This is a genomic window from Rufibacter sp. XAAS-G3-1, assembly GCF_013623775.1.
GTDB lineage: Bacteria > Bacteroidota > Bacteroidia > Cytophagales > Hymenobacteraceae > Nibribacter.
The window spans coordinates 327,824-352,023 of record NZ_JABFAM010000004.1 but is presented as its reverse complement, the minus strand read 5'-3'; the positions used below and the strand labels follow the sequence as shown (position 1 = coordinate 352,023).

Annotated in this window: 14 protein-coding genes; 9 read left to right on the top strand and 5 right to left on the bottom strand. The window is 51.4% G+C overall.

The genetic code is table 11. The features are described from left to right. Window positions 1–50 precede the first annotated feature (50 nt). The 7 genes from HHO50_RS03975 to HHO50_RS03945 all read left to right on the top strand — a co-directional run bounded on the left by HHO50_RS03975 (window position 51) and on the right by HHO50_RS03945 (window position 9,876). Window positions 51–1,238 carry an aldose epimerase family protein gene (locus HHO50_RS03975; protein WP_181304694.1) on the top strand — a complete coding sequence of 396 codons (1,188 nt, stop codon included), beginning with the start codon at window positions 51–53 and terminating at the stop codon, window positions 1,236–1,238. Between the two features lie 352 nt (window positions 1,239–1,590). After that, a complete protein-coding gene (locus tag HHO50_RS03970; RefSeq protein WP_181304693.1) occupies window positions 1,591–2,298 on the top strand; it encodes an NUDIX hydrolase in 708 nt (235 codons plus the stop codon). 340 nt (window positions 2,299–2,638) lie between these two features. After that, the gene (locus tag HHO50_RS03965) at window positions 2,639–4,435 is read left to right on the top strand and encodes a ribulokinase (protein WP_181304692.1); all 1,797 of its coding nucleotides are present in this window, start codon (window positions 2,639–2,641) and stop codon (window positions 4,433–4,435) included. 6 nt (window positions 4,436–4,441) lie between these two features. Then, window positions 4,442–5,140 (top strand): L-ribulose-5-phosphate 4-epimerase, encoded by a 699-nt coding sequence (locus HHO50_RS03960; protein ID WP_181304691.1) that lies wholly within the window; start codon window positions 4,442–4,444, stop codon window positions 5,138–5,140. A gap of 76 nt (window positions 5,141–5,216) precedes the next feature. Further along, on the top strand, window positions 5,217–6,716 hold the full coding sequence (araA, locus tag HHO50_RS03955) for an L-arabinose isomerase (protein WP_181304690.1): 1,500 nt from the start codon (window positions 5,217–5,219) through the stop codon (window positions 6,714–6,716). A gap of 545 nt (window positions 6,717–7,261) precedes the next feature. After that, on the top strand, window positions 7,262–7,972 hold the full coding sequence (locus HHO50_RS03950) for a 3'-5' exonuclease (RefSeq protein ID WP_181304689.1): 711 nt from the start codon (window positions 7,262–7,264) through the stop codon (window positions 7,970–7,972). Further along, window positions 7,969–9,876 (top strand): DUF294 nucleotidyltransferase-like domain-containing protein, encoded by a 1,908-nt coding sequence (locus HHO50_RS03945; RefSeq protein WP_181304688.1) that lies wholly within the window; start codon window positions 7,969–7,971, stop codon window positions 9,874–9,876. Before HHO50_RS03950 ends, HHO50_RS03945 begins: the two co-directional genes overlap by 4 nt. 607 nt (window positions 9,877–10,483) lie before the next feature. On the opposite strand, the gene HHO50_RS03940 is transcribed toward HHO50_RS03945, so the two are convergent. The 3 genes from HHO50_RS03940 to HHO50_RS03930 all read right to left on the bottom strand — a co-directional run bounded on the left by HHO50_RS03940 (window position 10,484) and on the right by HHO50_RS03930 (window position 13,217). Beyond that, entirely contained in the window at window positions 10,484–11,164 is a 681-nt protein-coding gene (locus tag HHO50_RS03940; protein ID WP_181304687.1) for an HAD family phosphatase, read from the bottom strand. Window positions 11,165–11,292: 128 nt separating this feature from the next. Next, the gene (locus HHO50_RS03935; RefSeq protein ID WP_181304686.1) at window positions 11,293–12,261 is read right to left on the bottom strand and encodes a transketolase family protein; all 969 of its coding nucleotides are present in this window, start codon (window positions 12,259–12,261) and stop codon (window positions 11,293–11,295) included. Between the two features lie 92 nt (window positions 12,262–12,353). Next, window positions 12,354–13,217, bottom strand: coding sequence for a transketolase (locus HHO50_RS03930; protein WP_255478583.1), 864 nt, complete (start codon window positions 13,215–13,217; stop codon window positions 12,354–12,356). A 278-nt stretch (window positions 13,218–13,495) separates the two neighbouring features. On the opposite strand from HHO50_RS03930, the gene HHO50_RS03925 reads away from it, so the two are divergent. Then, window positions 13,496–13,954, top strand: a complete 459-nt coding sequence (locus tag HHO50_RS03925) for a GNAT family N-acetyltransferase (RefSeq protein ID WP_255478582.1) — start codon at window positions 13,496–13,498, stop codon at window positions 13,952–13,954. Between the two features lie 886 nt (window positions 13,955–14,840). Here the strand turns inward: HHO50_RS03925 and HHO50_RS03920 are convergent. Continuing rightward, the gene (locus tag HHO50_RS03920; protein ID WP_181304685.1) at window positions 14,841–16,226 is read right to left on the bottom strand and encodes an aldehyde dehydrogenase; all 1,386 of its coding nucleotides are present in this window, start codon (window positions 16,224–16,226) and stop codon (window positions 14,841–14,843) included. A 280-nt stretch (window positions 16,227–16,506) separates the two neighbouring features. Here HHO50_RS03920 and HHO50_RS03915 point away from each other — a divergent pair, with 280 nt between their 5' ends. Next, window positions 16,507–16,983: a hypothetical protein gene (locus tag HHO50_RS03915; RefSeq protein WP_181304684.1), complete on the top strand. Its 477-nt coding sequence runs from the start codon at window positions 16,507–16,509 to the stop codon at window positions 16,981–16,983. A 502-nt stretch (window positions 16,984–17,485) separates the two neighbouring features. Here HHO50_RS03915 and HHO50_RS03910 read toward each other — a convergent pair. Continuing rightward, window positions 17,486–23,824, bottom strand: coding sequence for a T9SS type A sorting domain-containing protein (locus HHO50_RS03910; protein ID WP_181304683.1), 6,339 nt, complete (start codon window positions 23,822–23,824; stop codon window positions 17,486–17,488). Window positions 23,825–24,200 lie beyond the last annotated feature (376 nt).

Sequence of the window (24,200 nt, the reverse complement as noted above, 5' to 3'; positions counted from 1 at the left end):
GAAAAAGTCTTACATTCAAAAAATAATCCGTTTAACCCTATAACTCGTCTATGAAATACGTACTAAGCCCTGTTTCCACGTTGCTGGTAGCTTCCATGCTGCTGGTGAGCGCCTGTAATCAGAACGCCGGCAAACAGGAAACAACTGAGACAGAAAACCAAACTACAAACACTGCCAACGAAGTGAAACTACCTGCCCGCGCTGATTTCCAGAAGACCATAGACGGCAAACAGACCGACCTGTTTGTACTTAAAAACAAGAACAACGTACAGGCCGCCATCACCAACTACGGCGGTCGCGTGGTAAGCTTGTTGGTGCCCGATAAAAACGGAAAGCTAACCGATGTGTCCATCGGGTTTGCCAACGTGGAAGATTACACCGAGGGTGCCGATACGTATTTCGGCGCTACCATTGGCCGGTACGGCAACCGTATCGCCAAAGGCAAGTTCACCCTGGAAGGCAAGCAATACACTCTGGCCACCAACAACGGTGCGAACCATTTGCACGGCGGAGACAAAGGTTTCTCCCGCGTGGTGTGGGATGCGAAGCAGGTAGACGACAAAACCCTGGAACTGACCTATGTGTCAAAAGACATGGAAGAGGGTTACCCGGGTACGCTAACTACCAAAGTGACCTACACCCTCACCGACGGGAACGAACTGAAAGTGAATTATCAGGCCACCACCGATAAAACCACCATTGTGAACCTTACCAACCACACGTTCTTCAACCTGAACGGTGAGGGCAGCGGCGATGTACTGGGTCACACGCTGCAAATAAACGCTGACCGCTACAACCCGGTAGATTCTACCTTAATCCCAACGGGTATTGAGCCAGTAACCGGCACTCCGTTTGACTTCCAGCAGCCAACTGCTATTGGTTCCAGAATCAAAGAGCAAAACCAGCAGTTGCAATACGGAAACGGGTATGACCACAACTATGTATTGACCGGCGGAAACGCGGGCAAGGAGATGAAGTTAGCGGCCACCGTAACCGGTGACAAGAGCGGCATCACCATGGAAATTAGAACCCAAGAGCCTGGTATCCAGTTGTACAGCGGTAACTTCATGGAAGGCGGCCACACCCTTAAAGTCGGTAAAGATGAGTTCAGAACCGCTTTCTGCTTGGAGACCCAGCATTTCCCAGATTCTCCCAACCAATCTGCTTTCCCGTCTACCGTGTTAAAACCCGGCCAGACCTATAACACCACTACCGTGCATAAATTTTCAGCAAAATAGGTTCTTGCCTTTTGCATAACAAGAATCCCCGGATACTCCTGCTGCAGGAATACCCAGGGATTTTTCGTGATTAATGGATAGAGTTTTTGTTTAGTTATGCTGCGAGTTCTACTCGTTTTTAGCCCCTTTTCTTGAAAACAGCTTAAAAATCAGCTAGCTATTTCTTTATTTGCTTCAGAATTGGATTAGGAAAGTATTTCATTTCATACGAGTAATAGCCTCTGGTCTTTCAAAAGAAAGTCCAAAGCTTAAGCACTGGGCAATACCCGCACTGAAAGGCTACCCTAATTGGTCTCTTGGTGTTCTTGCCTCTATTTTGAACTAAGGGATTTCGTAATAAAACAGTAACAGAATGATGGAGTATTCGGGCCAGACAAGGGTTCTTGTTGCGGTAGACTGTATTGTCTTTGGGTTTGATGGAGAAAACTTCAAACTTCTGTTAATTCAAAGAGGCTTTGAGCCGGAGAAGCATAAATGGAGTTTAATGGGTGGTTTCGTGCAATCAGACGAGAGTCTGGAGGCGGGTGCCCAACGCGTTCTGAAACAACTTACCGGCTTAGAAGGGGTATACCTGGAGCAGATACCGGCTTTCAGTGAACCTAGCCGTGACCCCGTAGAGCGCACCATCGTGGTGCCGTATTTCGCGCTTATTGACATCCACAACTACGAAACTCAATTAAGCTCAGACTACCACGCCGAGTGGTTCCTGCTCAGCGAGATGCCAGACTTGATTTTCGACCATAACCAGATGGTGGAAATGGCCAAGATGCGGTTGAGATATAAAGCCGCTTTACACCCCATCTTGTTTGAGCTGTTACCCGAGAAATTCACCCTGCCCAAACTGCAGATTCTCTATGAGAAACTCTACGAAACCACTTTTGACAAGCGGAACTTCAGCCGCAAAGTCTTGTCTACCGGCCTGTTGGTACGCCAGGAGGACAAAGACAAGGAAAGTTCCCGCAAAGGTGCCTTTTATTTCAAACTTGACAAAGAGAAGTACTACGACAACTTTGAGGCTTTCCTGAAGTTTATTCCCAACCCAGAGAAGTTCCTGATGTAGGCCTCAAGCCGTAAGGCAGCGCTTTTCCCTGTTCTAACAAGCAAGAGAAGATTACCCCGATTCCCGTTTAGAGGCTATTTCACAGAAAACAGCCTCTAAACGGGAATCACTGCGTAAGATAAAGTTTAACAGCGGAGGCAAGGCTCTCTTTGACGTTCATAAGCAGGGAGTCAAACATTGGGATATTATTAAGTGTCATATTTACATTTTATAAACTTTATTGCTATACTTGTAAAGTAAATGCTTTAAGGAGTAGTGGAATTTTAAAATCCGTAAAAGTTTACTTCTGCTTATTTGGCAATAGGTAAATAAGCGTTAATTTGACAGCAATAATATAGATATGGCGCAAGATGTTTTTGTGATTGGGGTAGACTACGGCTCAGACTCAGTGCGGTCGGTGTTGGTCAATGCACTTAATGGCGAGGAAGTGGCTTCTTCTGTGTTCCACTATCCGCGCTGGAACAAAGGGGCGTACTGCGTTCCTTCTGAGAACCAGTTCCGGCAGCACCCTCTGGATTACGTAGAAGGGCTGGAGAAAACCATCAAAGAGTGTCTTCAGAAAGCCGGTGCAGACGTGGCAGGTAACGTGAAAGGCATATCCGTGGATACCACCGGTTCTACGCCCGTGGCCGTGAACAAACAAGGCACGCCTTTGGCCTTGCTGCCGGAGTTTGCCGAAAACCCGAACGCCATGTTCGTGCTCTGGAAAGATCACACTGGTGTGCAGGAAGCCGCTGAAATCAACGCGCACGCCACCAAATTTGATACGAACTACCTCAAATACGTGGGCGGCATCTATTCTTCTGAGTGGTTCTGGGCCAAACTGCTGCACGTGCTCCGCGAAGATGCCCAAGTGCGCGAAGCAGCCTATTCCTGGGTGGAGCACTGCGACTGGATTCCATTTTTGTTAACCGGCGGTACTGATGTGGATGCCATGAAGCGCGGCGTGTGCTCGGCGGGCCACAAATCGCTCTGGGCCGAGGAGTTTGACGGACTTCCTCCCAATGAATTTTTCTCTTCTTTAGACCCGGTGTTGGATGGCTTCACTTCCCGCCTGTTCAAAGAAACCTACACGGCAGACCAGGCAGCTGGTCAACTGAGCGCTGAATGGGCGGAGCGCCTGGGCTTGTCCACCGATGTAGTAGTAGGCGTGGGTGCCTTTGATGCCCACATGGGCGCTGTGGGCGGACAAATTGAGCCGTACCATTTAAGTAAAGTAATGGGAACCTCCACCTGCGACATGCTGGTAGCGCCCTTAGAGGAAATAGGTGACACCTTGGTAAACGGTATCTGCGGTCAGGTGCCCGGTTCCGTGATTCCGGGCATGATGGGGCTGGAGGCAGGCCAATCTGCTTTCGGAGACACCTATGCCTGGTTCAAGCGAATCTTGTTGTGGCCGTTGCAGAATCTGTTAGCCAATTCACAGGTAATTGACGCGGCTACCGCCGAGGCCTTGGTGGAGGAAGTATCCGCTAGAATCATCCCTGAGTTGAGCATTGCCGCCGATCAAATTCCTTTGTCTGAAAATAACGAATTCGCCATTGACTGGTTCAACGGCCGCCGCACGCCAGATGCGAACCAAGTATTGAAAGGCGCTATCTCTGGTTTAGGGTTGGGCAGTGATGCGCCGCGCGTGTTCAGAGCTTTGGTGGAAGCCACTTGCTTTGGCGCCAAGAAAATTGTAGACCGTTTCAACGAGCAAGGCGTGCCAGTAAAAGGCCTTATTGGATTGGGCGGGGTGGCGCGTAAATCGCCGTTCATCATGCAGATGATGGCCGATGTGATGAACATGCCCATAAGAATTCATAAATCAGAGCAGACCTGCGCCATTGGGGCGGCTATGTTTGCCGCTACGGCAGCCGGCATATATAATAGAGTAGAAGAGGCGATGGAAGCCATGGGCCAGGGCTTTGACTTGGAGTATTTCCCTAACCCGGAGAAAGTAGACCTGTACGCCAAGCGCTACCAGAAATACACCGAATTAGGCGGCTTCTTAGACAGCCACAGCTCGCCCGCTAAACAAACCACCTTGTCTGATTTGCCCGAGGTGAGCAGCCCGGCCCAAGACGGACAGACCAGAGCCTCCATCCAAAACCAGGAAGCGCTAGAAGGCCTTTCCTCGGTCACCGACAACTAAGCACCCATGAGTTCTTTCCAACACATCAAAGAAGAGGCGTACCAGGCCAACATGCAATTGCCCAAACTGGGGCTGGTGTTATTCACCTTCGGGAACGTGAGTGCGGTAGACCGCTCGCAGGGCGTGTTCGCCATCAAGCCCAGCGGCGTGCCCTATGAAGACCTTTCACCGGAGAAAATGGTGATTGTGGATTTTGACGGCAACACCGTAGAAGGTGCCTTGCGACCTTCGTCCGATACCAAAACCCACGCGGTGCTCTACAAGCATTGGCCCACCATTGGCGGCATTGTGCACACGCATTCTACCTACGCCACGGCCTGGGCCCAGGCGCAACGCGACATTCCCATCTACGGCACCACCCACGCCGACCACCTCACCACCGATGTCCCTTGTGCCCCGCCCATGGACGATGCCATGATTCAGGGCAACTACGAGTACGAAACCGGTTTCCAGATCATGAATTACCTGCAAGAGAAAGGCATGCGCTACGAAGAGGTGGAGATGATATTGGTAGGTAACCACGCACCGTTCACCTGGGGCAAAGACGCTAAGAAAGCGGTGTACAACAGCGCCGTGGTAGAGGAGATTGCGCGCATGGCGTTTCTCACAGAGCAGATCAGGCCGCAGGTGCCGCGCCTGCAAGATTCGCTCATTAAGAAGCATTTTGAAAGAAAACACGGGCCAGATTCTTACTACGGCCAATAACCTACACTAAAAATTAGATACAAGCAGGCCGCGAGTTTCTCCTCCCCAGGAAAATTCCGGCTTTAAACCTTATACCATGATTGACTTAAAACAATTTGAAGTCTGGTTCATCACCGGAAGCCAGCATCTGTACGGCGAGGAAACCCTGAACCAGGTAGCCGCCCACTCGCAGGAGATAGTGAAAGGACTGGACGGCGCTGAGCAGATTCCGGTGCGGATTGTCTTCAAACCTACGGTGAAAACAACCGAGGAAATCTTCCAGGTTTGCCAGGATGCCAACGTTGCCGAAAACTGCATTGGCGTGATTACCTGGATGCACACCTTCTCACCCGCTAAAATGTGGATTAGAGGTTTGTCTATCCTGAAGAAGCCGCTCATGCACCTGCACACCCAGTTTAACCGCGACATTCCGTGGAATTCTATTGACATGGATTTTATGAACCTGAACCAAAGTGCCCACGGCGACCGCGAGTTCGGATTTATGGTGTCGCGCATGCGCAAAGACCGCAAAGTAGTGGTAGGTCACTGGCAAGACCCGGAGGTAATCCAGGAAATCAACAACTGGTGCCGCGTGGCTGCTGGTTGGAACGACTGGCAAGGTGCTAAGTTCGTGCGTTTCGGGGATAACATGCGCTACGTAGCCGTAACCGAAGGCGACAAAGTAGAGGCCGAGCTGAAATTTGGTTTTGCGGTGAACACCCACGGCATCGGTGACCTGGTGCAGGTCATCAACGAAGTGTCTGACCAAGCCATTGACCAACTGGTGCAGGAGTACGAAACCAAGTACACCGTCGCCCAAGGGCTGCTGGAAGGCGGCGCCCAACGTGCTTCTTTGCGGGAGGCTGCTAAAATCGAAATCGGGTTACGTACCTTTTTGGAAAAAGGAGGCTATAAAGGCTTCTCAGATACCTTTGAAGATTTGCACGGCATGGTGCAGTTGCCGGGCATTGCCGTGCAGCGCCTCATGGCCGATGGTTACGGTTTTGCCGGCGAAGGCGACTGGAAAACCGCGGCCTTGGTACGCGCCATGAAAGTAATGGGAAGCGGACTGCCGGGCGCCAACGCCTTCATGGAAGACTACACCTACCACTTCGACCCGAACAACTCGCTGGTGTTGGGTTCGCACATGCTGGAGGTAGACGAAGCCCTGGCCATTGACAAACCTTCCTGCGAGATTCACCCGTTGGGCATTGGCGGCAAAGCCGATCCGGTGCGTTTGGTGTTCAACGCAGGTTCAGGCCCGGCTTTGAATGCCTCGGTAGTAGACATGGGCAATCGTTTCCGGTTGATCGTGAACGAAGTAGAAGCCGTAGAACCGCAGCATGATTTGCCGAACCTTCCGGTAGCCCGCGTGCTTTGGAAACCACTGCCAGATATGAAAACCGGCTGCGCCGCCTGGATTCTGGCCGGAGGTGCGCACCACACGTGCTACAGCCAGAACATCAGCGCCGAGCAATTACAGGACTTTGCGGAGATGGCTGGCATTGAGTGCGTGGTCATCGGCAGAGACACCAAGTTAAGCCAACTGAAGAACGAACTCCGGTGGAGTGAAATGTTCTACCAGATGAAAGGATAAGCAACACGGCATCGGCTCTCAGAAATGGGAGCCGAGGCTGTTTTAGGGCTGTTTTAGGGAAAATGGCTCAGAAACAGTAACAAATCCCTACCCCTCCGAGGAGGAAAATCTGCCATCAACGAAGCAATTGCGCCAAGTCAAAAGACTCTTGCTGTTCGGGAGTTCTACTCCCGAACTTGTCCTCTGCGGAGTTTCACTCCGCCGGGAGCTGCGGGCAAAAGAAAGGGAGTGGAACTCCCCGGCAGTAGGCTTCCGGAGTGGAACTCCAGAAGAGTGGTACATCGGCTCCCATAAACGGGAGCCAATGCTGTTTTGGGCACGTTTTGGCCAAATCGTGCCCAAAACAGCCCTAAGGTAATGCCGCTAACCCAAAAGACCTCGTAGTGTCTGGAAGACCTGCGAGCGTCTGCGCGATACCGTCTCAAAACGCAAGGGCAACCACAAGGGATTGCCCCTACGTTCTGCAATGCCAGCAGATTCTGCCGCAGAATCCGTAAGTTTAGGCGTCTGTTAAGGCAGATGCGCTTAGGAAGTGAGAACAGACCATGCAAGACTACCTGCTGTTTATAGACATAGAATCCTCGGGGTTGCCCCAAAACTGGGAGGTGCCGTACTCAGACGAGGAGAACTGGCCGCATACCGTGCAGGTGGCGTGGCTGGTCTATACCAAAGACGGGCAGCAGGTAAAAAGCGAAAACCACTACCTCCGGCCCGAGGGCTTTGAGGTGAAGCCTTCGTCTATTGCTGTGCATCATCTTACGCCAGAGTTCCTGCAAGCCAACGGAAAAAGCAGGCGGGAAGTGTTGTTACTACTGCAGGAAGAACTGCAGCGCTATCAACCCATGGTTATTGGGCACTTCATGCAGTTTGACTTCCATGTACTGAGCGCCGATTTCTATCGCGAGGGGTTGCCCAGTCCTTTTGAGAATCTGCCTACTTTCTGCACCATGATGGCGTCCTCTGACCTCATCCATCTGCCCCGTAAAAAGTACCTGCGCCTGGGCGAACTTTACAGCCATCTCTTCCACCAATCCCTGGAAAACCAGCATAACGCGGTGACAGATGCCCGGGCGACTGCTGAGAGTTATTTTGAACTTCGCCAACGGCGGATTGTGACGGATAAAACCATTGCCCAACAGCAGGGAAATCGTTACACCACAGACAAACAACCGCCGCCTAAACGCTCTCTCCTTTTCTGGGTAGGAGCGGGGCTAGGAGCATTCCTTTTCATCGTTTTACTTTTCTACTGGCTATGAACGACCGTCTGCAATTTCTGAAGAGCGTAAAGCCGTTCCACTTGCTGAGCGACGACATTCTGCTGGGGGTCATAGACCTGCTGCAGGAAGTGAAATACTCCAAAGACACGCTCATTTACCACCAGGAAGCCACCAAACTGCGGGGCGTAGACCTGATTGTGGAAGGCGAATATGAGTCGTTTTTCTATGACAGTGCCCAAAACAAGCGGGTGCTGGAGCCGCACGGCCCCGGCTATTGCTACGGCGGCATTTCCATGCTGCTCAACCGCAAGAAGTCGTTGCGGACGGTGATTGCCAAGAAAGGCACCCGGGTGTATTTCCTGCACCGCCGGGATTTCCGGGCCCTGGCCAAATCACACGAAGGGTTTCTGCATTACTTCACCCAGGAATTCGGGGTTAGGATGCTCAACGAGGAGTTCGCCCATTTCGTGAAGCGGCCTACGTCTTTTGAGGAAAACTACATCGCCACGGACCAACTGTACTCCCGCCGCATTGAAAGCGTGGAGTACCGTGACATCATCACCTGTCCCAGCAGCACGCCCATCTACACCGCCGCCCGCCTCATGGCAGAACACAAGACCAGCTGTGTGTTCGTGGCGAACGAGGTAGGGAAGATTGCCGGCTACATCACAGACATCACGCTGCGCGATAACGTGGTGGCCGCCCAGGAAGACGTGCGCGGCCCGGTGAAGGAAATCATGGACAACCCCATCGTGTCCATTAGAAAAGACGCGTACGTGTATGAGGCCATTTTGCTCATGTTCCGCACTAAAACCCGGTATTTGCTCATTGAGGAACACGGCGAATACGTGGGCATGATTAGCCGCAGCAAGCTCTTGAGCGACCAGGCGCAGTCGCCGTTCGTGTTCATCCAATCGGTGAAACTGGCGCGTTCCGGAAACGAGTTGCGGGCTAAATGGCAGCGGGTGCCCGAGATTGTGATGCAATTGCTCCTGCGTGGCGCTAAGTCCGAAATCATTAACCAGGTCATCACCACCGTAGCCGATACCATCGCCCAGAAAGTGATTGAGGAGGTGATGGCTATCTGCGGCCCGGCTCCGGCCAAGTTCGTGTTCATGGTGCTGGGCAGCGAAGGCCGCAAAGAACAGACCCTCAAAACCGACCAGGACAACGCCATTGTGTACGAAGACAAAGCCAACGAGCAGCGCGAACTGGTGCGCGCGTATTTCCTGCGGTTTGCCGAGTTAGTCTCAGAAAAGCTAGATTACATTGGCTTCAGTTATTGTACCGGCGGCTACATGGCCAAGAACCCCAAGTGGACGCACTCGCTCTCGCACTGGAAACGCAACTACCACGAGTGGATGCAGGAAATCGTGCCCGAAACCGCCATCCAGTTCTCCACCTTCTTTGACTGCCGCTTCATTTACGGCGACCGAACCATCATGAAAGAACTGGTTTCTTTCCTGGACGAGGAACTGCAAAAACCCATGCCGCGCCTGTTCTATCATATGGCCAACAACGCCCTGCAGTACGAGCCGCCGCTCACGTTTTTCAACAATATCAGAACGTTTACCGTGGGCACGCAGCAGGTGTTTGACATCAAGAAAGCCATGACGCCCATCGTGGATTTGGTACGCGTGTACGCCCTGCAAAACCGCATCTTCAAGACCAACACCGGCGAGCGCATTGAAGCGCTGGCCGAGGCGGGCGTTTTCACCGAGAAGCAGTGCCAGGAACTCATGCAGTCGTACTACTACCTCATGGGCCTCCGGCTCCGCAAACAGGCCAGCCAAATCATGCACGATAAAAACGAGCCAGACAATTACCTGGATCTCCAGAGCCTCACCAAGATAGAACAAGTCACCCTCAAAGAGATTTTCAAAACCATCAGTGACTTTCAGTTAGGCATCAAAGTACAGTTCACGAATAGCTTATTTGGGTAGATAGGAGGAGAGTTTTCTGTTTTCAGGCTGATTTCAGGAAATCAGCCTGAAAACAGAAAATGTAAGACTAACGTGAACTTGGGAATTAAAGGGATACGATAATCCATTTTGTTTCCATTGTTAGCCTTTCTACTAGGCTGTACACGCATTGCGTCCCCCTTTGAAGGGGGTAGGGGGATGCCAAAGGCGGAAGAGGGCGGAAATCCGCCTGTCCAATGGTACATCCTCCCCCTCTTGGAGCTTCCAAAATGCCGTATTCAGCACGAGTAATCATCCCCCTGCCCCCTTCAAAGGGGGACGGAATGCGTGAGAATTTCCGAGTTCACGTTAAGACTATGAATAATGGCAGACGGCTAGGCTTTATGGTTTGGTTCAGCTCTCACTACTCTGCTCACGCTGCTCCACTCTTACACCGCTTTACCCTTACTTTTTTGTCATCCTGAAAGGATCTTGCGGGCGAACGATAATAGCGTTTACTTCCAAGCCATTCTAGTTCGCCCACAAGTCCCTTTCAGGATGACAGAGAGGAGGAGGAGCAGAGTAACATCCGAGGTATAGAAGGTTTCAGGGCTGTTTTCGCAAAATAAGGCTTAAAACCGACCTCCGTTTACTTCTTCTCTCCGGCGAGCAGTTTCTCCAGCATGGGGTCTGTGTAATCTTCCACAAACCCGATGATGTTGTCATAGGCTGGGAACTCGTCTTGGCGGTGCATGGTGGTAATGACCAGGCAATCCATACCGGCGTTCTGGGCGGCTTCCACGCCTTTGGGGGCATCTTCCAGCACCAGGCAATCTTCAGGATTTATTCCCAGCCTTTCGGCGGCTTTCAGGAAGGTTTCGGGGTGGGGTTTGCTTTTGGACACGTCATCGGCGCTCACCAGGGCGTTGAAGTAGTGCCTGAGGTGCAGGTTGTCTACCACAAAATCAATGTTGAAGGTGATGGCGGCGGTGGCAATGGCCATCTGAATGTTCTGCTCTTTCGCTTTCTCCAGGAAACCGTCTAATCCCTTGATCAGCTTAAGGTGCGGGAGGTAGGCTTTCTGGTAGATTTTCTCTTTTTGCACCGACAATTCATCGGCCTCTTCCTGCGTGAACCGGCCTTCCCCGAAGAACCGGGCCAGGACTTCGCTGTTCTTGCCGTACATCTGGGCTGCTACTTCTTCGCGGCTAAAGGAACCCTGTAAATCGTTGTTTAGAATCTGGTGCCACGCCTCGGTATGGAAATCCATGTCGTCAATCATGGTGCCGTTCATGTCAAACAAAAATGCTTTGTAAGTGGGGGTATGCATGTAATGGAAATTAAGTCAGGTGCTGGATATGGGGTTTACGAAAAACGGGCTCTGTGAGAGCCCGCCTTCCTGAAATATTCTTTTCTGTTTCTGCACTGTTTTCCCAAATTGGGGGTAAAATCAGCGGGTTATTTCGCCAGTGCCTGCTTCCGCTCCATTACTTTCTGCACCGCTTTGATGATGTGCTCCTCATCTAAGCCGTACTTTTTCATGAGTTGCTCTGGGGTGCCGCTCTCGCCAAAGGAGTCGTTCACGGCTACGTATTCCATGGGCAACGGCGTGTTCTTGGCCAGTAGTTGCGCGATGCTGTCACCCAGGCCGCCCAGGCGGTTGTGTTCTTCGGCGCTTACCACGCAACCTGTTTTGGCCGCCGATTTCAGGATGGCTTCCTCGTCCAGCGGTTTGATGGTGTGAATGTTGATGATTTCGGCGGAAATGCCCATCTCAGCCAGTTTCTCACCGGCTTTGATGGCTTCCCACACCAGGTGGCCCGTGGCGAAAATACTCACGTCAGTGCCTTCGTTCACCATCCAGGCTTTGCCAATCACAAACTCCTGGTCAGCAGGCGTGAACACCGGAATCACCGGACGGCCGAAGCGCAGGTACACCGGGCCTTCGTACTCGGCGATAGCCATGGTGGCGGCTTTGGTTTGGTTGTAGTCACACGGGTTAATCACGGTCATGCCGGGCAGCATTTTCATCATGCCAATGTCTTCCAGAATCTGGTGGGTGGCTCCGTCTTCGCCCAGCGTTAAACCGGCGTGCGAGGCACAGATCTTCACGTTTTTGTCTGAATACGCGATGGATTGACGGATTTGGTCATACACGCGGCCGGTAGAGAAGTTGGCGAACGTGCCCGTAAACGGAATCTTGCCGCCAATGGTCATACCCGCCGCTATGCCCATCATGTTGGCCTCCGCAATGCCCACCTGCACAAAACGCTCCGGGAATTCCTTGATGAAATCGCCCATTTTCAAGGAGCCAACCAAGTCGGCGCAAAGGGCTACTACGTCTTTGTTTTTTCTACCGGCTTCTACCAGCCCCGCCCCAAAACCAGAGCGCGTGTCTTTAGATTCTGTATAGGTATATTTTTTCATTTCGATGTTTTCAGTTGAAGCCCTGTGATGAGGACAAATTAATGGGTGAGCATTTCAAGGCTGTTTTTAGAAAAGGAGCCTTAAAACGCAGCTTAGTAATCCTGCATGTTGCTGGTGAGTTGACCCAAGGCCAGAGAAAGCTGTTCATCATTGGGCGCCACGCCGTGCCATTTGTGCGACCCCATCATGAAATCCACGCCGTGGCCCATGTTGGTTTGCATCAGAATCATGATAGGTTTTCCCTTGTAGGCTTTGGCTTTGGCCAGTTCCAGCACTCTAATCACGTCTGCCAGGTCATTGCCATTCATTTCCATGACATCCCAGCCAAAGGCTTCCCACTTGGCGCGCAGATTACCTAAATCCAAGACTTTGTTAGTAGGGCCGTCAATCTGCTGGCCGTTCACGTCTATGGTGGAGATGAGGTTGTCTACTTTGTTGTGCGGGGCGAACAACGCCGCTTCCCAGATTTGGCCCTCCTGCAACTCACCGTCGCCGTGTAGCGTGAACACCAGACCTGGGTCATTGTTCAATTTTTTGGTCAACGCCGCGCCGATGGCCACCGATAAACCCTGGCCCAGTGAACCAGAGGCGATGCGTACGCCCGGCAATTCTTCATGGGTGGTGGGGTGGCCCTGCAGACGGGAATCCAGTTTCCGGAAGGTCTTCAGCTCGCTCACGTCAAAGTAGCCTGCCCGGGCCAACACACTGTACCACACCGGCGAGATGTGGCCGTTGGAAAGGAAGAACAGGTCTTCGCCCTGGCCGTTCATGTCGAAATCGGTGGAGTGGATCATAATCCGGAAGTACAGCGCCACCAGGTAATCGGTGCAGCCCAAGGAGCCGCCCGGGTGCCCCGACTGGCAACCGTGTACCATTCTTACAATGTCCCGGCGTACTTGCTTGGCCACTTGTTCCAGCTCCTCTAGCTGCATTGGTGCTTTTTCTTCTATTTGCATATCGGTTTATTTGTCGAAAAACGTTGGGAACAGCCTCTTTCTCAAGGAAAAGTAAAGATGGCTGGGGTTCTAATGGCCGAGATGGAGCCCTTGATTGTTTAATAAGTGTAATAATAACAATTAATTTAATCTTCTGAAATCCCAAGCCGTAAATAAAGATAAAAGGTTTTATGCAAACGTTGGCATAAATTTTTGGTTTTATGAAAGTGGCAAAGAGAAATGCATGGGAGGGAAGAATTATTATTGATGCTTTTGCGCGTATACCCTAGTTTAGTGGAATGATGGACTTCACAATTATCACCAAAGCGTTTGCCGGCCTTTCCCCACAGGAACTCTATGATTTGCTGCAACTGAGAAGTGCCGTGTTTGTGGTGGAACAGAACTGTGTTTTCCTAGACCCCGACGGGTTGGACGCACCCTGCCATCATTTGCTTTTTTATAGAGGCAAAACGTTGGAAGCCTATGCCCGTCTGGTACCCGCCGGTGTGTCTTATCCAGAGCTTTCCATTGGCCGTATTATCACCAGTGCCGCCGTGCGCAGAACCGGCGTGGGGCAGCAGTTGGTTCAAAAGGCCATTGAGGAAACGTACCGGTTGTTCGGGAACGGGCCAATCAAGATTGGGGCGCAGCTGTACGCGAAAAAGTTTTATGAACGCTTCGGGTTTGTGCAATCCAGCGACGTGTATGACGAAGACGGTATTGACCACATCAAAATGATCAAGCCCTATCAAACGTAACGGGGGGAAGCATGGTATGAGGGGCCTGTTTGTTTCAGGGCTGTTTTACCAAAAGTAGGCCTAAAACAATCAGGTTCTTCTATTTATACTTGGAGCACTTTTTGCAAAGTTTTGATGGCGCTTTTTAAGTGTGATGGCTGTTTTTGGCCTGTTTTTTCAAAAAGATGCCTGAAAGAGAAATTTGGCGGAAGTTGCGCTAATTCCCTTTTTGGTTCATCTCTGCGCTTTGGCCTTTGGCTGGAATTGGCTTCTTCGGGGAGGTTAGCAGGTGCACGCAGTTTGCTGTTCCCTTGGCTTTTCCGTTTGTTTCGTGGGTGCAAGTGCAGTGTTGTTCCAGCTTTGGCGGTAAGCGCTCACGGCCGCGGGGCCCCGTCTTCCCCTCGCGCACTGCCCTTTCGGCCTGGAAAGTTTTCTTCTCTTAGCTGAAGTCTATTCAAGGCCAAAAGCGAGGCGCGCTCGGGGAAGACTGGAACGGGGAAAGGAGCAAAGCCCCCTTTTTCTATGGCCCTATGGCGCGGAAGATCCTTTAGGTGATTGGGTAGTAGCTGTTTTTTCTTGCTGTTGGGGAGTTCTACTCCCCAACTTGTCTGCTGCGGAGTTCCACTCAGCCGGGAGCCACGGGCAAAAGAAGGGGAGTGGAACTCCCCGGCAGATTGCTTCCGGAGTGGAACTCCGAAAGAGCGGTATTCGGAAGAGCGGTTTGGTTTTCTGGAAGTTTCAGAAACAAAATAGCCGCTCATTTTTCCCTGCAAGGTTAGCTTGGGAGGGGTAGGTTCTGGATCTCCACCCGTTCCTTCTAAGTTGCACCAATCATCCAGTACCGGTAGGGATATAAATTCAATTCCTACTCAAACTAGCAGCCAAATTATTCCTGTCAGGCAACCGGCTACAGCCATTTGAAGGCCTTTTTTATCCAGTTTAGCTTTTTTCCGTAAGGCGGGTAGCGCAGGGGCAGGTCTGGATGGGCTGGTTTCATGAGCACGCTTTTCTGGTGCGAAAACGCGTCAAAACTGGCTTTGCCGTGGTAGTTGCCCTGCCCGCTGGTCCCCACCCCGCCAAAAGGGAGGTGTGGATTAGCCAAGTGGGAAATAGTATCATTGAGGCACATGCCGCCGCAGGAAGTCTGGTGCAGCACCAGTTCTTTGGCCTTTTTGCTTTCAGAGAAGAAATATAGGGCCAGCGGCTTGGGCCGGGCGTTTATCTGCTGAATAGCCTGGGGCAGCGAAGGATAGGTTAGAACCGGCAGCAGCGGCCCGAAGATCTCTTCCTGCATGATGGGGTGCTCCCAGGTAATGTTGGAAAGGAGGGTAGGGGCAATGTAGCGCGAAGCCGCATCGGTTTGCCCGCCGGTATACACGTTGGCGTGGTCTAGGAGGGAACTCAGGCGCTGAAAATGGCGGTCGTTGATGATGCGGGCGAAGTCTGGGCTTTGGGCGGGCAAGGGGCCGTAAAACTGCGTGATGGTTTGGGTTAGCTTTTCCAGCAACGGGGCGGCCACGCTTTCCTGTACCAGCAGGTAATCTGGGGCCACGCACGTTTGCCCGGCATTCAGAAACTTTCCCCAGACAATGCGTTTGGCGGCCACGGACAGGTTGGCGGTTTCATCTATGAGGCAAGGGCTTTTTCCGCCCAATTCTAACGTGACGGGTATCAGTTGTTTGGCGGCGGCTTGGGCTACAATCTTTCCTACGGGTACACTGCCGGTGAAAAAGATTTTGTCAAAGGGCAGTTCCAGCAGCGCTTGGCTTACCTGGGGGCCGCCCTGCACCACCGTCAGGTACTCCGGCGGAAAATGCTCCTGTATCAAGCGCGCGGTTAGTCCGCTGGTGGCCGAGGTCAGTTCAGAAGGCTTCAGGATGGCGCAGCATCCCGCGGCAAGGGCTCCCAGCATGGGCGACAGCGTGAGTTGAAACGGGTAGTTCCAGGCGCCAATCACCAGGGAAACCCCGTAAGGCTCGGCGTAGATGGCATCTGACGAGGGAAAATTCAGGAAGCTTGATTTTACCCGGCGCGGCTTCGTCCATTGGGGCAGGTGGCGCAGCATGAACTTTATCTCAGACTGCAGAATGGCAATCTCGGTGGCGTAGGTCTCAAACGGCGGTTTCCCGAAGTCTTCGGCCAAGGCCGCCATAATGGCCTCTTCTTCGCGGGCAATTGCCTCTTGCAGACGGCGCAGCATCTGTACCCGGAAGTTTAGCGGGCGGGTCTGCCCCGAGGCGAAAAATGCTTTTTGTCTCTGGACAAGCGTTTCCAGGTGCGGTGGCGAGGTCATGGACGTGGGTGCTTTGGGTTATTTTTAGCTATACTCCGCTCCTCAGAAAACGGCCGGCACCAGAGAACTAAATTCAAATAAATGGGTTCTTACCGCCTCTGTTTTCCTGCTAAGAATAGTAAGAATGGGTTTTAAGGCTATTTTTGCGGAAACAGCTCCAAAGCGGGGCACACAAGAAATTTTACTTATTTGTCGGGCACTTTTTAGAACAGACACGTAAAAAGAAGACCGGCGTACACCAGGGCAAACCACTTTTTTGACAGAATTAAACTTTAACAGTATGGCACCACGCGGCAGTTTCGATGATGAATTTGGCTATGATGAGGATGATCTCAAGAACAGCCACTTTGACGATGAGTTTTCCTTAGACGATGACGACGATGATCTGTTAGGAGACAGGGGCGGTTTTGGCGCGGACGATGACGAGGAAGTGAACCTTCCGTATGAGGGCGAACTTTTCAACGAGATGCTCAGCAAGTTGCACGGTACGCTCATCATGTACGGCGAGGATGACCCAAAACTGATGGACTTACAGGCCGAGCTCCTGCAGATTGACGCCGACAAACTAGGCACCGCCACCGATGATATGTTCTACCTGGAGGAAGCCAGCCATATTGCCAAAGTCCTGAAAAAGCACGTGGGAGAGTCGCCCAAGATCAAGGAGATCCATGACAATTTCATGAAAGACATCACCCGCTTCAGCAATGAATCTGCCGAAGGCCATTCGGGGGACTATTACTTAGAAGACGAAGAATAAAGCGTGATTTGATTCTCCAAAAAAGAGGCCCCTGATTGCGGGGGCTCTTTTTTGGAGAGCAGTGATAGCCGCGACTTGGAGCAAGCCCCAATTGCATAAAGTGCATCTGTTTAGAGTTTTGCAGTAACCGGCTTTTAAAAAAAATTGGATGGGGCAAGCGTTGGCTGGTACCGTCGTTTTTAGGCTGTTTTTATGAAAACAGGCCTAAAACTCTAAACAGGTTCAGGATCTTCTATCACCGTTTCTTCTGGCGTAAGCGTCCGCTTGGGTCTGTATGCGCTTGTGATGATGCAATGTGTGAGGATCTACTATGGCGCGGCTTTGCTTCCGTGACTTTCTAAGCATCCGTAAGCCACGGAAGTAAAGCCGCGCCATAGATGAAAGCGCAAAACCAAGTGATATTGCCTTCACTCAACTTTGTTTTTGCGCTCTTTTTCAAAAAATACCCCTAAAAGGCAGAGGCACCCCATGGGGTGCCTCTGCCTTTTAGGGTGAACTCTGGTTACTGTTTCACCACGCGGAGTACGGTCACCACATTGGCCTCTTTTAGTTTAACCAGGTAGGTGCCTACGGCTACGGTGGTCAGGTCAAGCTTCTGGAGGGAACCACCGGTTACGGTAAGTGTTTTCAGCAGGCGTCCGTTTAGGGCGTAGATGCTGATTTGCACGTCAGAAACAGGCAGTTGGGTAAGATCCAAGTTGACCACGTCTGGTGTTGGGTTAGGATACGCTTTCACCGTTATTGAGGCCGCGCTGGCTTTGGTTTCTAGGGCAACGGTCTTGCTGTACTCAAAGGCACCGTTAGCGTCTACCTGCTTCAGGCGGTAATAGACAGTGCCAGTAGCGGTGTTGCTGTCCAGGAAACGGTAGTCCAGGCGCACGGTGCTGTTTCCGGCTCCTTTTACCTGACCAATGGCGCTGAAGTTCTTTCCGTCAAGGCTTCTCTCTACCTGGAAGTACTCGTTCTCTTTCTCAGAGGCTGTCCCCCACTTCAGTTCTACGCCTCCTTTTTGCGCTTTGGCCGTGAAACTGATGAGGGTTACCGGGAGCGGGGTGACTACTTCCGAAGAGCGGTAGGAGTATTCATTATTGTCTGAGGTCTGCAAGGAGGCCTTTCTGCCGCCGCTGTCTGTGTCAAACAGGTCTACCATACCGTCAAGGTCAGAGTCATGGTAATAGCTGCTCGTTTTGGTTAGGAAGACAGGGTAGGCGTTGGTGAGTTTCAGCCAGTTGGGGACTTCGGTGCCCAACTGGTCGTTTACATAGTAGTTCTTTGCATTTACTTCCTCAAAAACCCGGGCACGTTCCATTAAATCGTCTAGTGACTTACCGTCTGCGTTGTCATCAAAGGCTTCTACATAGTCTAGGGAGAAGTCTCCGTCGCTGTCTCTGTCCAGGTAATCTGGGGTTCCGTCCTTGTCCGTATCTACTGGGATAAGGGCCTGGCCGCCAGTGGTGGCATCATAGCCGTCGCTGAGGCCGTCTGAGTCTAAGTCTATTCCAAAGCCATTGTTGAAATTTTGCGTGAGTTGCGCTTCATAGGTGTCCAGAATGCCGTCGTTGTCTGAGTCAATATCCTGGAAGTCAACAAAGCCGTCGCCGTCTGTGTCTGGGTTTGGAAGCGTGTTCTTTCCGTTGGCGTCTAAGACAGCCAGGGGTATACCAACCTCATTTACCTGGCCAGGGAAGGTGCCGGTTACCGGATCATAGCCCGCTGGCGCTTTGCCGCCGTTTGCTTCAAGCGTATTGGTGATGCCGTCTCCGTCTATGTCAATGTCAAAGCCTCTGATTAAGCCATCCAAGTCCAGGTCAAAGGCATCATGGATGTCATCATTGTTTTTGTCCTGGAAAGCTCCGTACACTGGGTGAACAAAGTCTTTGTCAAGGAAGTTGTAGATACCGTCTCCATCATGGTCGCCGGTAGGGTTTACAGCACCGGGTTCGGTGATGATGCCATCATTGTTGTCATCCCGGTCTATCACATCTGGGACACCGTCGTTGTCCCAGTCGCCGGAGATGGCGTAGGTAAGGGTGTTGCTGGAAACACCCCCTTGGGTATCGGTGGTTTCAATGGTCAGAGTATACGTTCCTGGTACCAAGGCAAACTTATTGTTTACTTCCAGGGTGCCATCGCTTTCTAAGCGCATACCGGCTGGTAAGGTGCCGCTCGCAAGACGGGCATTCTCAATGGGGCCGTCCAAATCTGTTATCTCAATGATGTGGTCACCGGTTTTATAGAAGAACATGTGTTTGCCCGTAAGGACTACCTGTGCCGTTGCTTTACGGTCTTGTATTGTGAAGCTTACGACCGTACTGTTGTTGCCGTTTTGGGTAGTGCCCCCATTAGGGTCAAACTCATTTTGTGCTGATTTGTACCCCAGGCTGTTGAGCGTACCCGTGGTAAGAGGCTCTGCCAGAAACGTGAGCGTTTTGGTTTCATTTACCCCTATGTTGCCAATAGTCCAAATGCTAGAGGCGGTGTTGACGGTTGTTCCTTCAGTTGCCACCTCGCTGTCAGGTACTATCCTTAGGCCCGAAGCTACGCTTGCCGATGAAACCACCCCTGTAGCAGGGTCAGGCCCTAGGTTGGTAGCGGTGATGGTGACCTGGTACTTGCCCCCTACATAGTAAGGGCCCGGAACAATAGAACTGCTTAAAGCGATGTCAGCGGTTTTGCCAACCGTGATGGCGGTGGTGGCACTATTATTAGCCGTGTCATTGTCAAACTCAGTTGCTGTTTTTACGGAGGCCGTAGTAGCATAGGTGACCCCGGCGGTTGGTTTCACTTCCAACACTAAAGACTGGGTTGTGCCAGGCAATACTTCCGTACCCAAAGTCCAGATTCCAGTAGTAGCATCATAGGTGCCCACGGTTGGGTCTGCGCTCACAAAGGTTAACCCGGCAGGTAATTTGTTTAAGATCTGCACTTGGGTAGCCGGATCTGCGCCGTTGTTTCTTACTTTAACTGTAATAAACGTATTCTGCCCGTTGTAGTAAGGCCCATCGGCAGCCGTGTTGGTAATTTGCAGCTCTGCTACCGGTACCACGTTGAGCAAGGCGACTGCTTTGTTGTTTTCGCTGTTCAGATCATGTTGATCTGAATAAGTGATGCTGCCCCCCAAATTGAGGCGGCCTGTTTTATTGGGCTTGCCTTTTACTAGAAGGGTTACGAACTGACCTGGGTCTAAAGAAGGAATAACCCACTTGCCGGTTACAGGGTCATAGCCTTTTCCTTCCTCGGCGTAGGTGAACTCCAGGGTTTCTGAACGGGTGTCATAGCCTACCAAATTGGTGATTTTATCGGGGCCGTTGTTGGTAACCGTCATGATAAAGGTGGCCTCGGTTACCCCATTGTAATAGACGCCATTTACATCTCCGGAAACGGCTAGCGTTACGCTTGGGTCTGCCGCTTTCTGGACGGTTAAAGTGGTAGAGGCAGTGTTGTTCGCTGTATTGGGGTCGGTCTCGTTCGCAGATTTCTTAGTTGCAGTGAAGGTATAGGACTTGTCTCCGGCAACGGCGTGGTCAGGGTTAGGAACCGCGACTACGAGTAGTTCTGTATAGGCATTAGAAGCGATGCTCCCTACTGTCCAGACACCACTGGTAGAGTTGTAGGAGCCTACTTTAGGAGTCGCGCTTTTCAGAGTGAAGCCTACAGGCACCAATGCCTCTAGGGTAACATTGGTGGCGGCATCTGGGCCCTGGTTTTCTGCTTTAACAATCAAGGTAACTTCTTTGCCCGTGTAGTAAGGCCCATCAGATTCAGTGATACTTACCTTTACATCTGCGGATATAATGCCAGTTCCGGATGTGATTGAGGTAGAGGCACTGTTATTCCCATTCACATTGTCATACTGGGCGTGGGTTTGAGTGGCCGTTGTGGTGATAATGGCGCTTTGGGTTACTTTAGCTACCAGGGTGAGGGTAGCGGAAGCTCCTTTTGCCAGAGTACCTACGGGCCAGGTGCCCGTGTCAGCACTGTAAGTTCCGGTTCCGGTAGAGTTGCTGGCGCTTACAAAGTTCAAAGAAGCGGGTAATTTGTTTGTGATGACTACGTTGGTAGCGGTGCTTGGGCCATTGTTGGTAACGGTGACAGTATAGGTAATCTCTTCGCCATTGTCGTATGTTGCTTTAGATGCCGACGTGATGACGTTGGTTACCGCCACATCTGCCGTTGGTTTCACCGTGATGGTGCTACCAGCCGTGTTGTTGTTGCTTTGGGTATCTGTTTCTGTATGCGTTTGCGTAGAGGAAAGTACCACAGTGCCGGTAACCGTTGGTTTGGCCGTGATAGTTAAGGTTTGGGTACCACCCGTCACAACGGTTCCCACTGTCCAGGTGCCGCTCTCTGAGCGAAAGGTGCCTGCGCTGGCTGTGTGGCTAAGGTAGGTTAAACCGGCGGGTAATGGGTTTGCCACCGCTACATTGGTAGCGTTGTTGGGCCCCAGGTTGTTAACTTTGATGGTGTAGGTAATAGCATCTCCCTGGCCGGGGGCCGAATTAGAAACGGAACCGGTGACCGCAACATCGGCGGCTGGTGTGACGGTGATGGTGTTGGAGGCTGTGTTGTTGTTGTCGTTTAAATCCAGCTCATTGTTTGCTCTGCTGCCTGAAGTGGCGGTGGTGGTGATATTCCCTAACTGCGATGCTCTGGCAGTTAACGTCAGGGTTTTGGTTTCATTCACCGCTAAGGTGCCTACCGTCCAGAGGCCGGTAGCAGCATTGTACCCGCTTGGTGTAGTGCTTAATGTGAGCCCGGCAGGTAGCTTGTCGGTTACCGTGACTCCGTTAGCAGCATCGGGGCCTAGGTTTAGGGCCGTTATGGTGTAGGTAACAAGTTCACCGTTGTAAAGACTGGTTTTAGACACGGTATTGCTCACGGCTATATCCGCAGAAGGCTGAACGGTGATGGTCGTACTCATGCTATTGTTTGCCGGTACATTGTCAGCTTCGGTGTGGCTTTGGGCGGCAGTGGTGGTGATATTTCCGGTTACTAGGGGTTTAGCGGTAATGGTCAGCGTTTTTGAGGCTCCCACGGCCAAGGTGCCTACGTTCCAGGAGCCGGTGCTGCTGTTGGTGTACGATGCGTCTGAAGAACTTATGAACTGTAGCTTAGCAGCATCCAGTTTATCGGTCACCACCACATTGGTGGCTGGCATGGGGCCGTTGTTGGTGACGGTGACCGTGTACGTGAATTCTCTGCCCACGGCGTAAGAACCGGCAGGCGCGGTATTCGTGACCGCCACATCTGCGCTGCAGTCATAGGTAAGGGTAGCATCTTGTTGGCTGGAAGAGGTATAGCCGTATGTCCAGGTATTCACCGTTTTCAAGTCACCGGCGGTTCTGGAGGCAGAACCCCAGGTATGAACACCAGCCGTTGATTCTATGCCGAAAAGCTCAGAACGGGTAGGGAATGATGTAGCGGCTAAGTTGATGTCATCCCAGTAAAGCAGGGAATAATCAGGTGTTGTGGTGCCCGGGGCGAGCGGACGTACATCCAGCACCCTGAAACCATCGTTCCACTCGGCATCCCAGACCGGGAAATGAACCGGCGCGCTACCATTCCGGAAGAAGTACTTGAGTGCGGTGCCTTTCGGTACCACTTTCCCTAAGCCATCCAGGCCATTCCATTCTGCAGCCCGGGTTCCTTTGTTGCCCACAGACTCCAAGAGAACATCAGAGGTGTTGGCTTGATACCCGTCTGTCCCGTTCAGGTTGATCAAGACCAGAAAGGTACTTCTCTCTGTTGTGTTCAGGTTGAACAAGGTTCTGCCGCCGCCCGTGGTGGTGTTGCAAAAAGTATTCATGCTAACCGTAAAACTAGGCGCAGTTGCACTTGGCCAGATAGCGGGGTCTGGGTCATTCACAAAGTTGAAGTACTCTGGGTAGTCTGTCTGGCTTAGCTGGCTTTTTCTTCTCTCAGATTCTGTTACTCTGTTAGAAGCAGAAGCAGACCCGGCACTGTTGGTGACAAACCGGAAAAAGTTTTGGGGGGCAATCCCCGCCAATTCAATCTTCTTCACGAAGTACTTTCCAGTTTGATCCTGGCTGGGGATAAGAGGGAACATGTTGAAGTCTTTGGAAAAGACGTTGGCAGTGCCTCCGGCAGAGAAAGACCAGAGCTTGCTGCGCAAGCGGCCTTGTCTCTCATCTCCGTTGGCATCAATCACGGTAAAGTCCCACAGGTCATAGACAGAGAACCGGCGGCCATCATCTGTCCAAGATGTTTCGCCTACCTGCGTGAATTCTACATAATAGTCATAATCTACGTCTGTAGTGTTGTGAATAGATAGGGGTTTATAGCCGTTGCTGACATTTTTGCCATTGACAGACCGGTTAGGGCCGTTTTGAGCCTCCGTAGGACTGTTTATCACTCCGTTCTGACCTGCCACCAGCAGCATGTCTCTGGTAGAAGAGGTGTTTGCTGTAAGTGTATTTGCTTGTGCATAGGCGGCGTCATCTACACCAGTGGCGACATTGGTGCGCCGTAAAGTGATAACCAAGTTTGCCTGGTTAGCGGTAGTTTGATCATGTACCGCCCTGCGTACTCCGTAAAACAGTCTTTCGCCTGCTTTTACTCTAATGTAGAGCCGGTGGTCTTTTGAGTAAGTAGCACCGTTACGGCTGAAGCCAGCTGGTTTTAAGAAACTCAAAGAGGTGATGGCTACCCCCGTTGCACTGGGTAAGTTGGCATCGTGGGCCAGATAGCCCGCCTTGTCATTGAGAGAGCTGGTTAAGGCAGCACCTGATCTGTTGGGGGTAAGTTGCTTTGAACCTTCACCATACATGGTGAGGGGGAATAGGAACAACGCGAAAGCCAGGAAGCGTAAAGTTGAAAACATAAGAACTACTGAAATTGTGTAAGCGGAGATTATTTATCTGCTATTGCAGCGGGAAATTAGATAGGAGGTAGATTTGGATAAGATTTTGATTCTCTTGTTTTTGTTGGCAGCGCAAATTTATGCAATTATTTTGAGAGGGAGCGATTTTTCGATGAAAACGGCCTTTTTAGCCATGAATAGGCTGTTAGGAGGTTGAGTGCTGATTTTTAAGGGTAAATGTAGGATTGAATGAAAGTTTGTAAGGGGTGATAATTGCATTGTTATAATATATTAAATTGATGATGTAAGGAATAGTTATAGTTTATGCGGTTTGATGAATAATATGAATTTTGCATGTTTTTACCTGTCTGTTGATTATGTGGTTGAAGTAATCTGA

Excerpts from the sequence above, each read along its gene's own strand:
- HHO50_RS03975 (WP_181304694.1), top strand. The coding sequence starts at position 51 with ATGAAATACGTACTAAGCCCTGTTTCCACGTTGCTGGTAGCTTCCATG.
- HHO50_RS03970 (WP_181304693.1), top strand. The coding sequence starts at position 1,591 with ATGATGGAGTATTCGGGCCAGACAAGGGTTCTTGTTGCGGTAGACTGT.
- HHO50_RS03965 (WP_181304692.1), top strand. The coding sequence starts at position 2,639 with ATGGCGCAAGATGTTTTTGTGATTGGGGTAGACTACGGCTCAGACTCA.
- HHO50_RS03960 (WP_181304691.1), top strand. The coding sequence starts at position 4,442 with ATGAGTTCTTTCCAACACATCAAAGAAGAGGCGTACCAGGCCAACATG.
- araA (WP_181304690.1), top strand. The coding sequence starts at position 5,217 with ATGATTGACTTAAAACAATTTGAAGTCTGGTTCATCACCGGAAGCCAG.
- HHO50_RS03950 (WP_181304689.1), top strand. The coding sequence starts at position 7,262 with ATGCAAGACTACCTGCTGTTTATAGACATAGAATCCTCGGGGTTGCCC.
- HHO50_RS03945 (WP_181304688.1), top strand. The coding sequence starts at position 7,969 with ATGAACGACCGTCTGCAATTTCTGAAGAGCGTAAAGCCGTTCCACTTG.
- HHO50_RS03940 (WP_181304687.1), bottom strand. The coding sequence starts at position 11,164 with ATGCATACCCCCACTTACAAAGCATTTTTGTTTGACATGAACGGCACC.
- HHO50_RS03935 (WP_181304686.1), bottom strand. The coding sequence starts at position 12,261 with ATGAAAAAATATACCTATACAGAATCTAAAGACACGCGCTCTGGTTTT.
- HHO50_RS03930 (WP_255478583.1), bottom strand. The coding sequence starts at position 13,217 with ATGCAAATAGAAGAAAAAGCACCAATGCAGCTAGAGGAGCTGGAACAA.
- HHO50_RS03925 (WP_255478582.1), top strand. The coding sequence starts at position 13,496 with ATGATGGACTTCACAATTATCACCAAAGCGTTTGCCGGCCTTTCCCCA.
- HHO50_RS03920 (WP_181304685.1), bottom strand. The coding sequence starts at position 16,226 with ATGACCTCGCCACCGCACCTGGAAACGCTTGTCCAGAGACAAAAAGCA.
- HHO50_RS03915 (WP_181304684.1), top strand. The coding sequence starts at position 16,507 with ATGGCACCACGCGGCAGTTTCGATGATGAATTTGGCTATGATGAGGAT.
- HHO50_RS03910 (WP_181304683.1), bottom strand. The coding sequence starts at position 23,824 with ATGTTTTCAACTTTACGCTTCCTGGCTTTCGCGTTGTTCCTATTCCCC.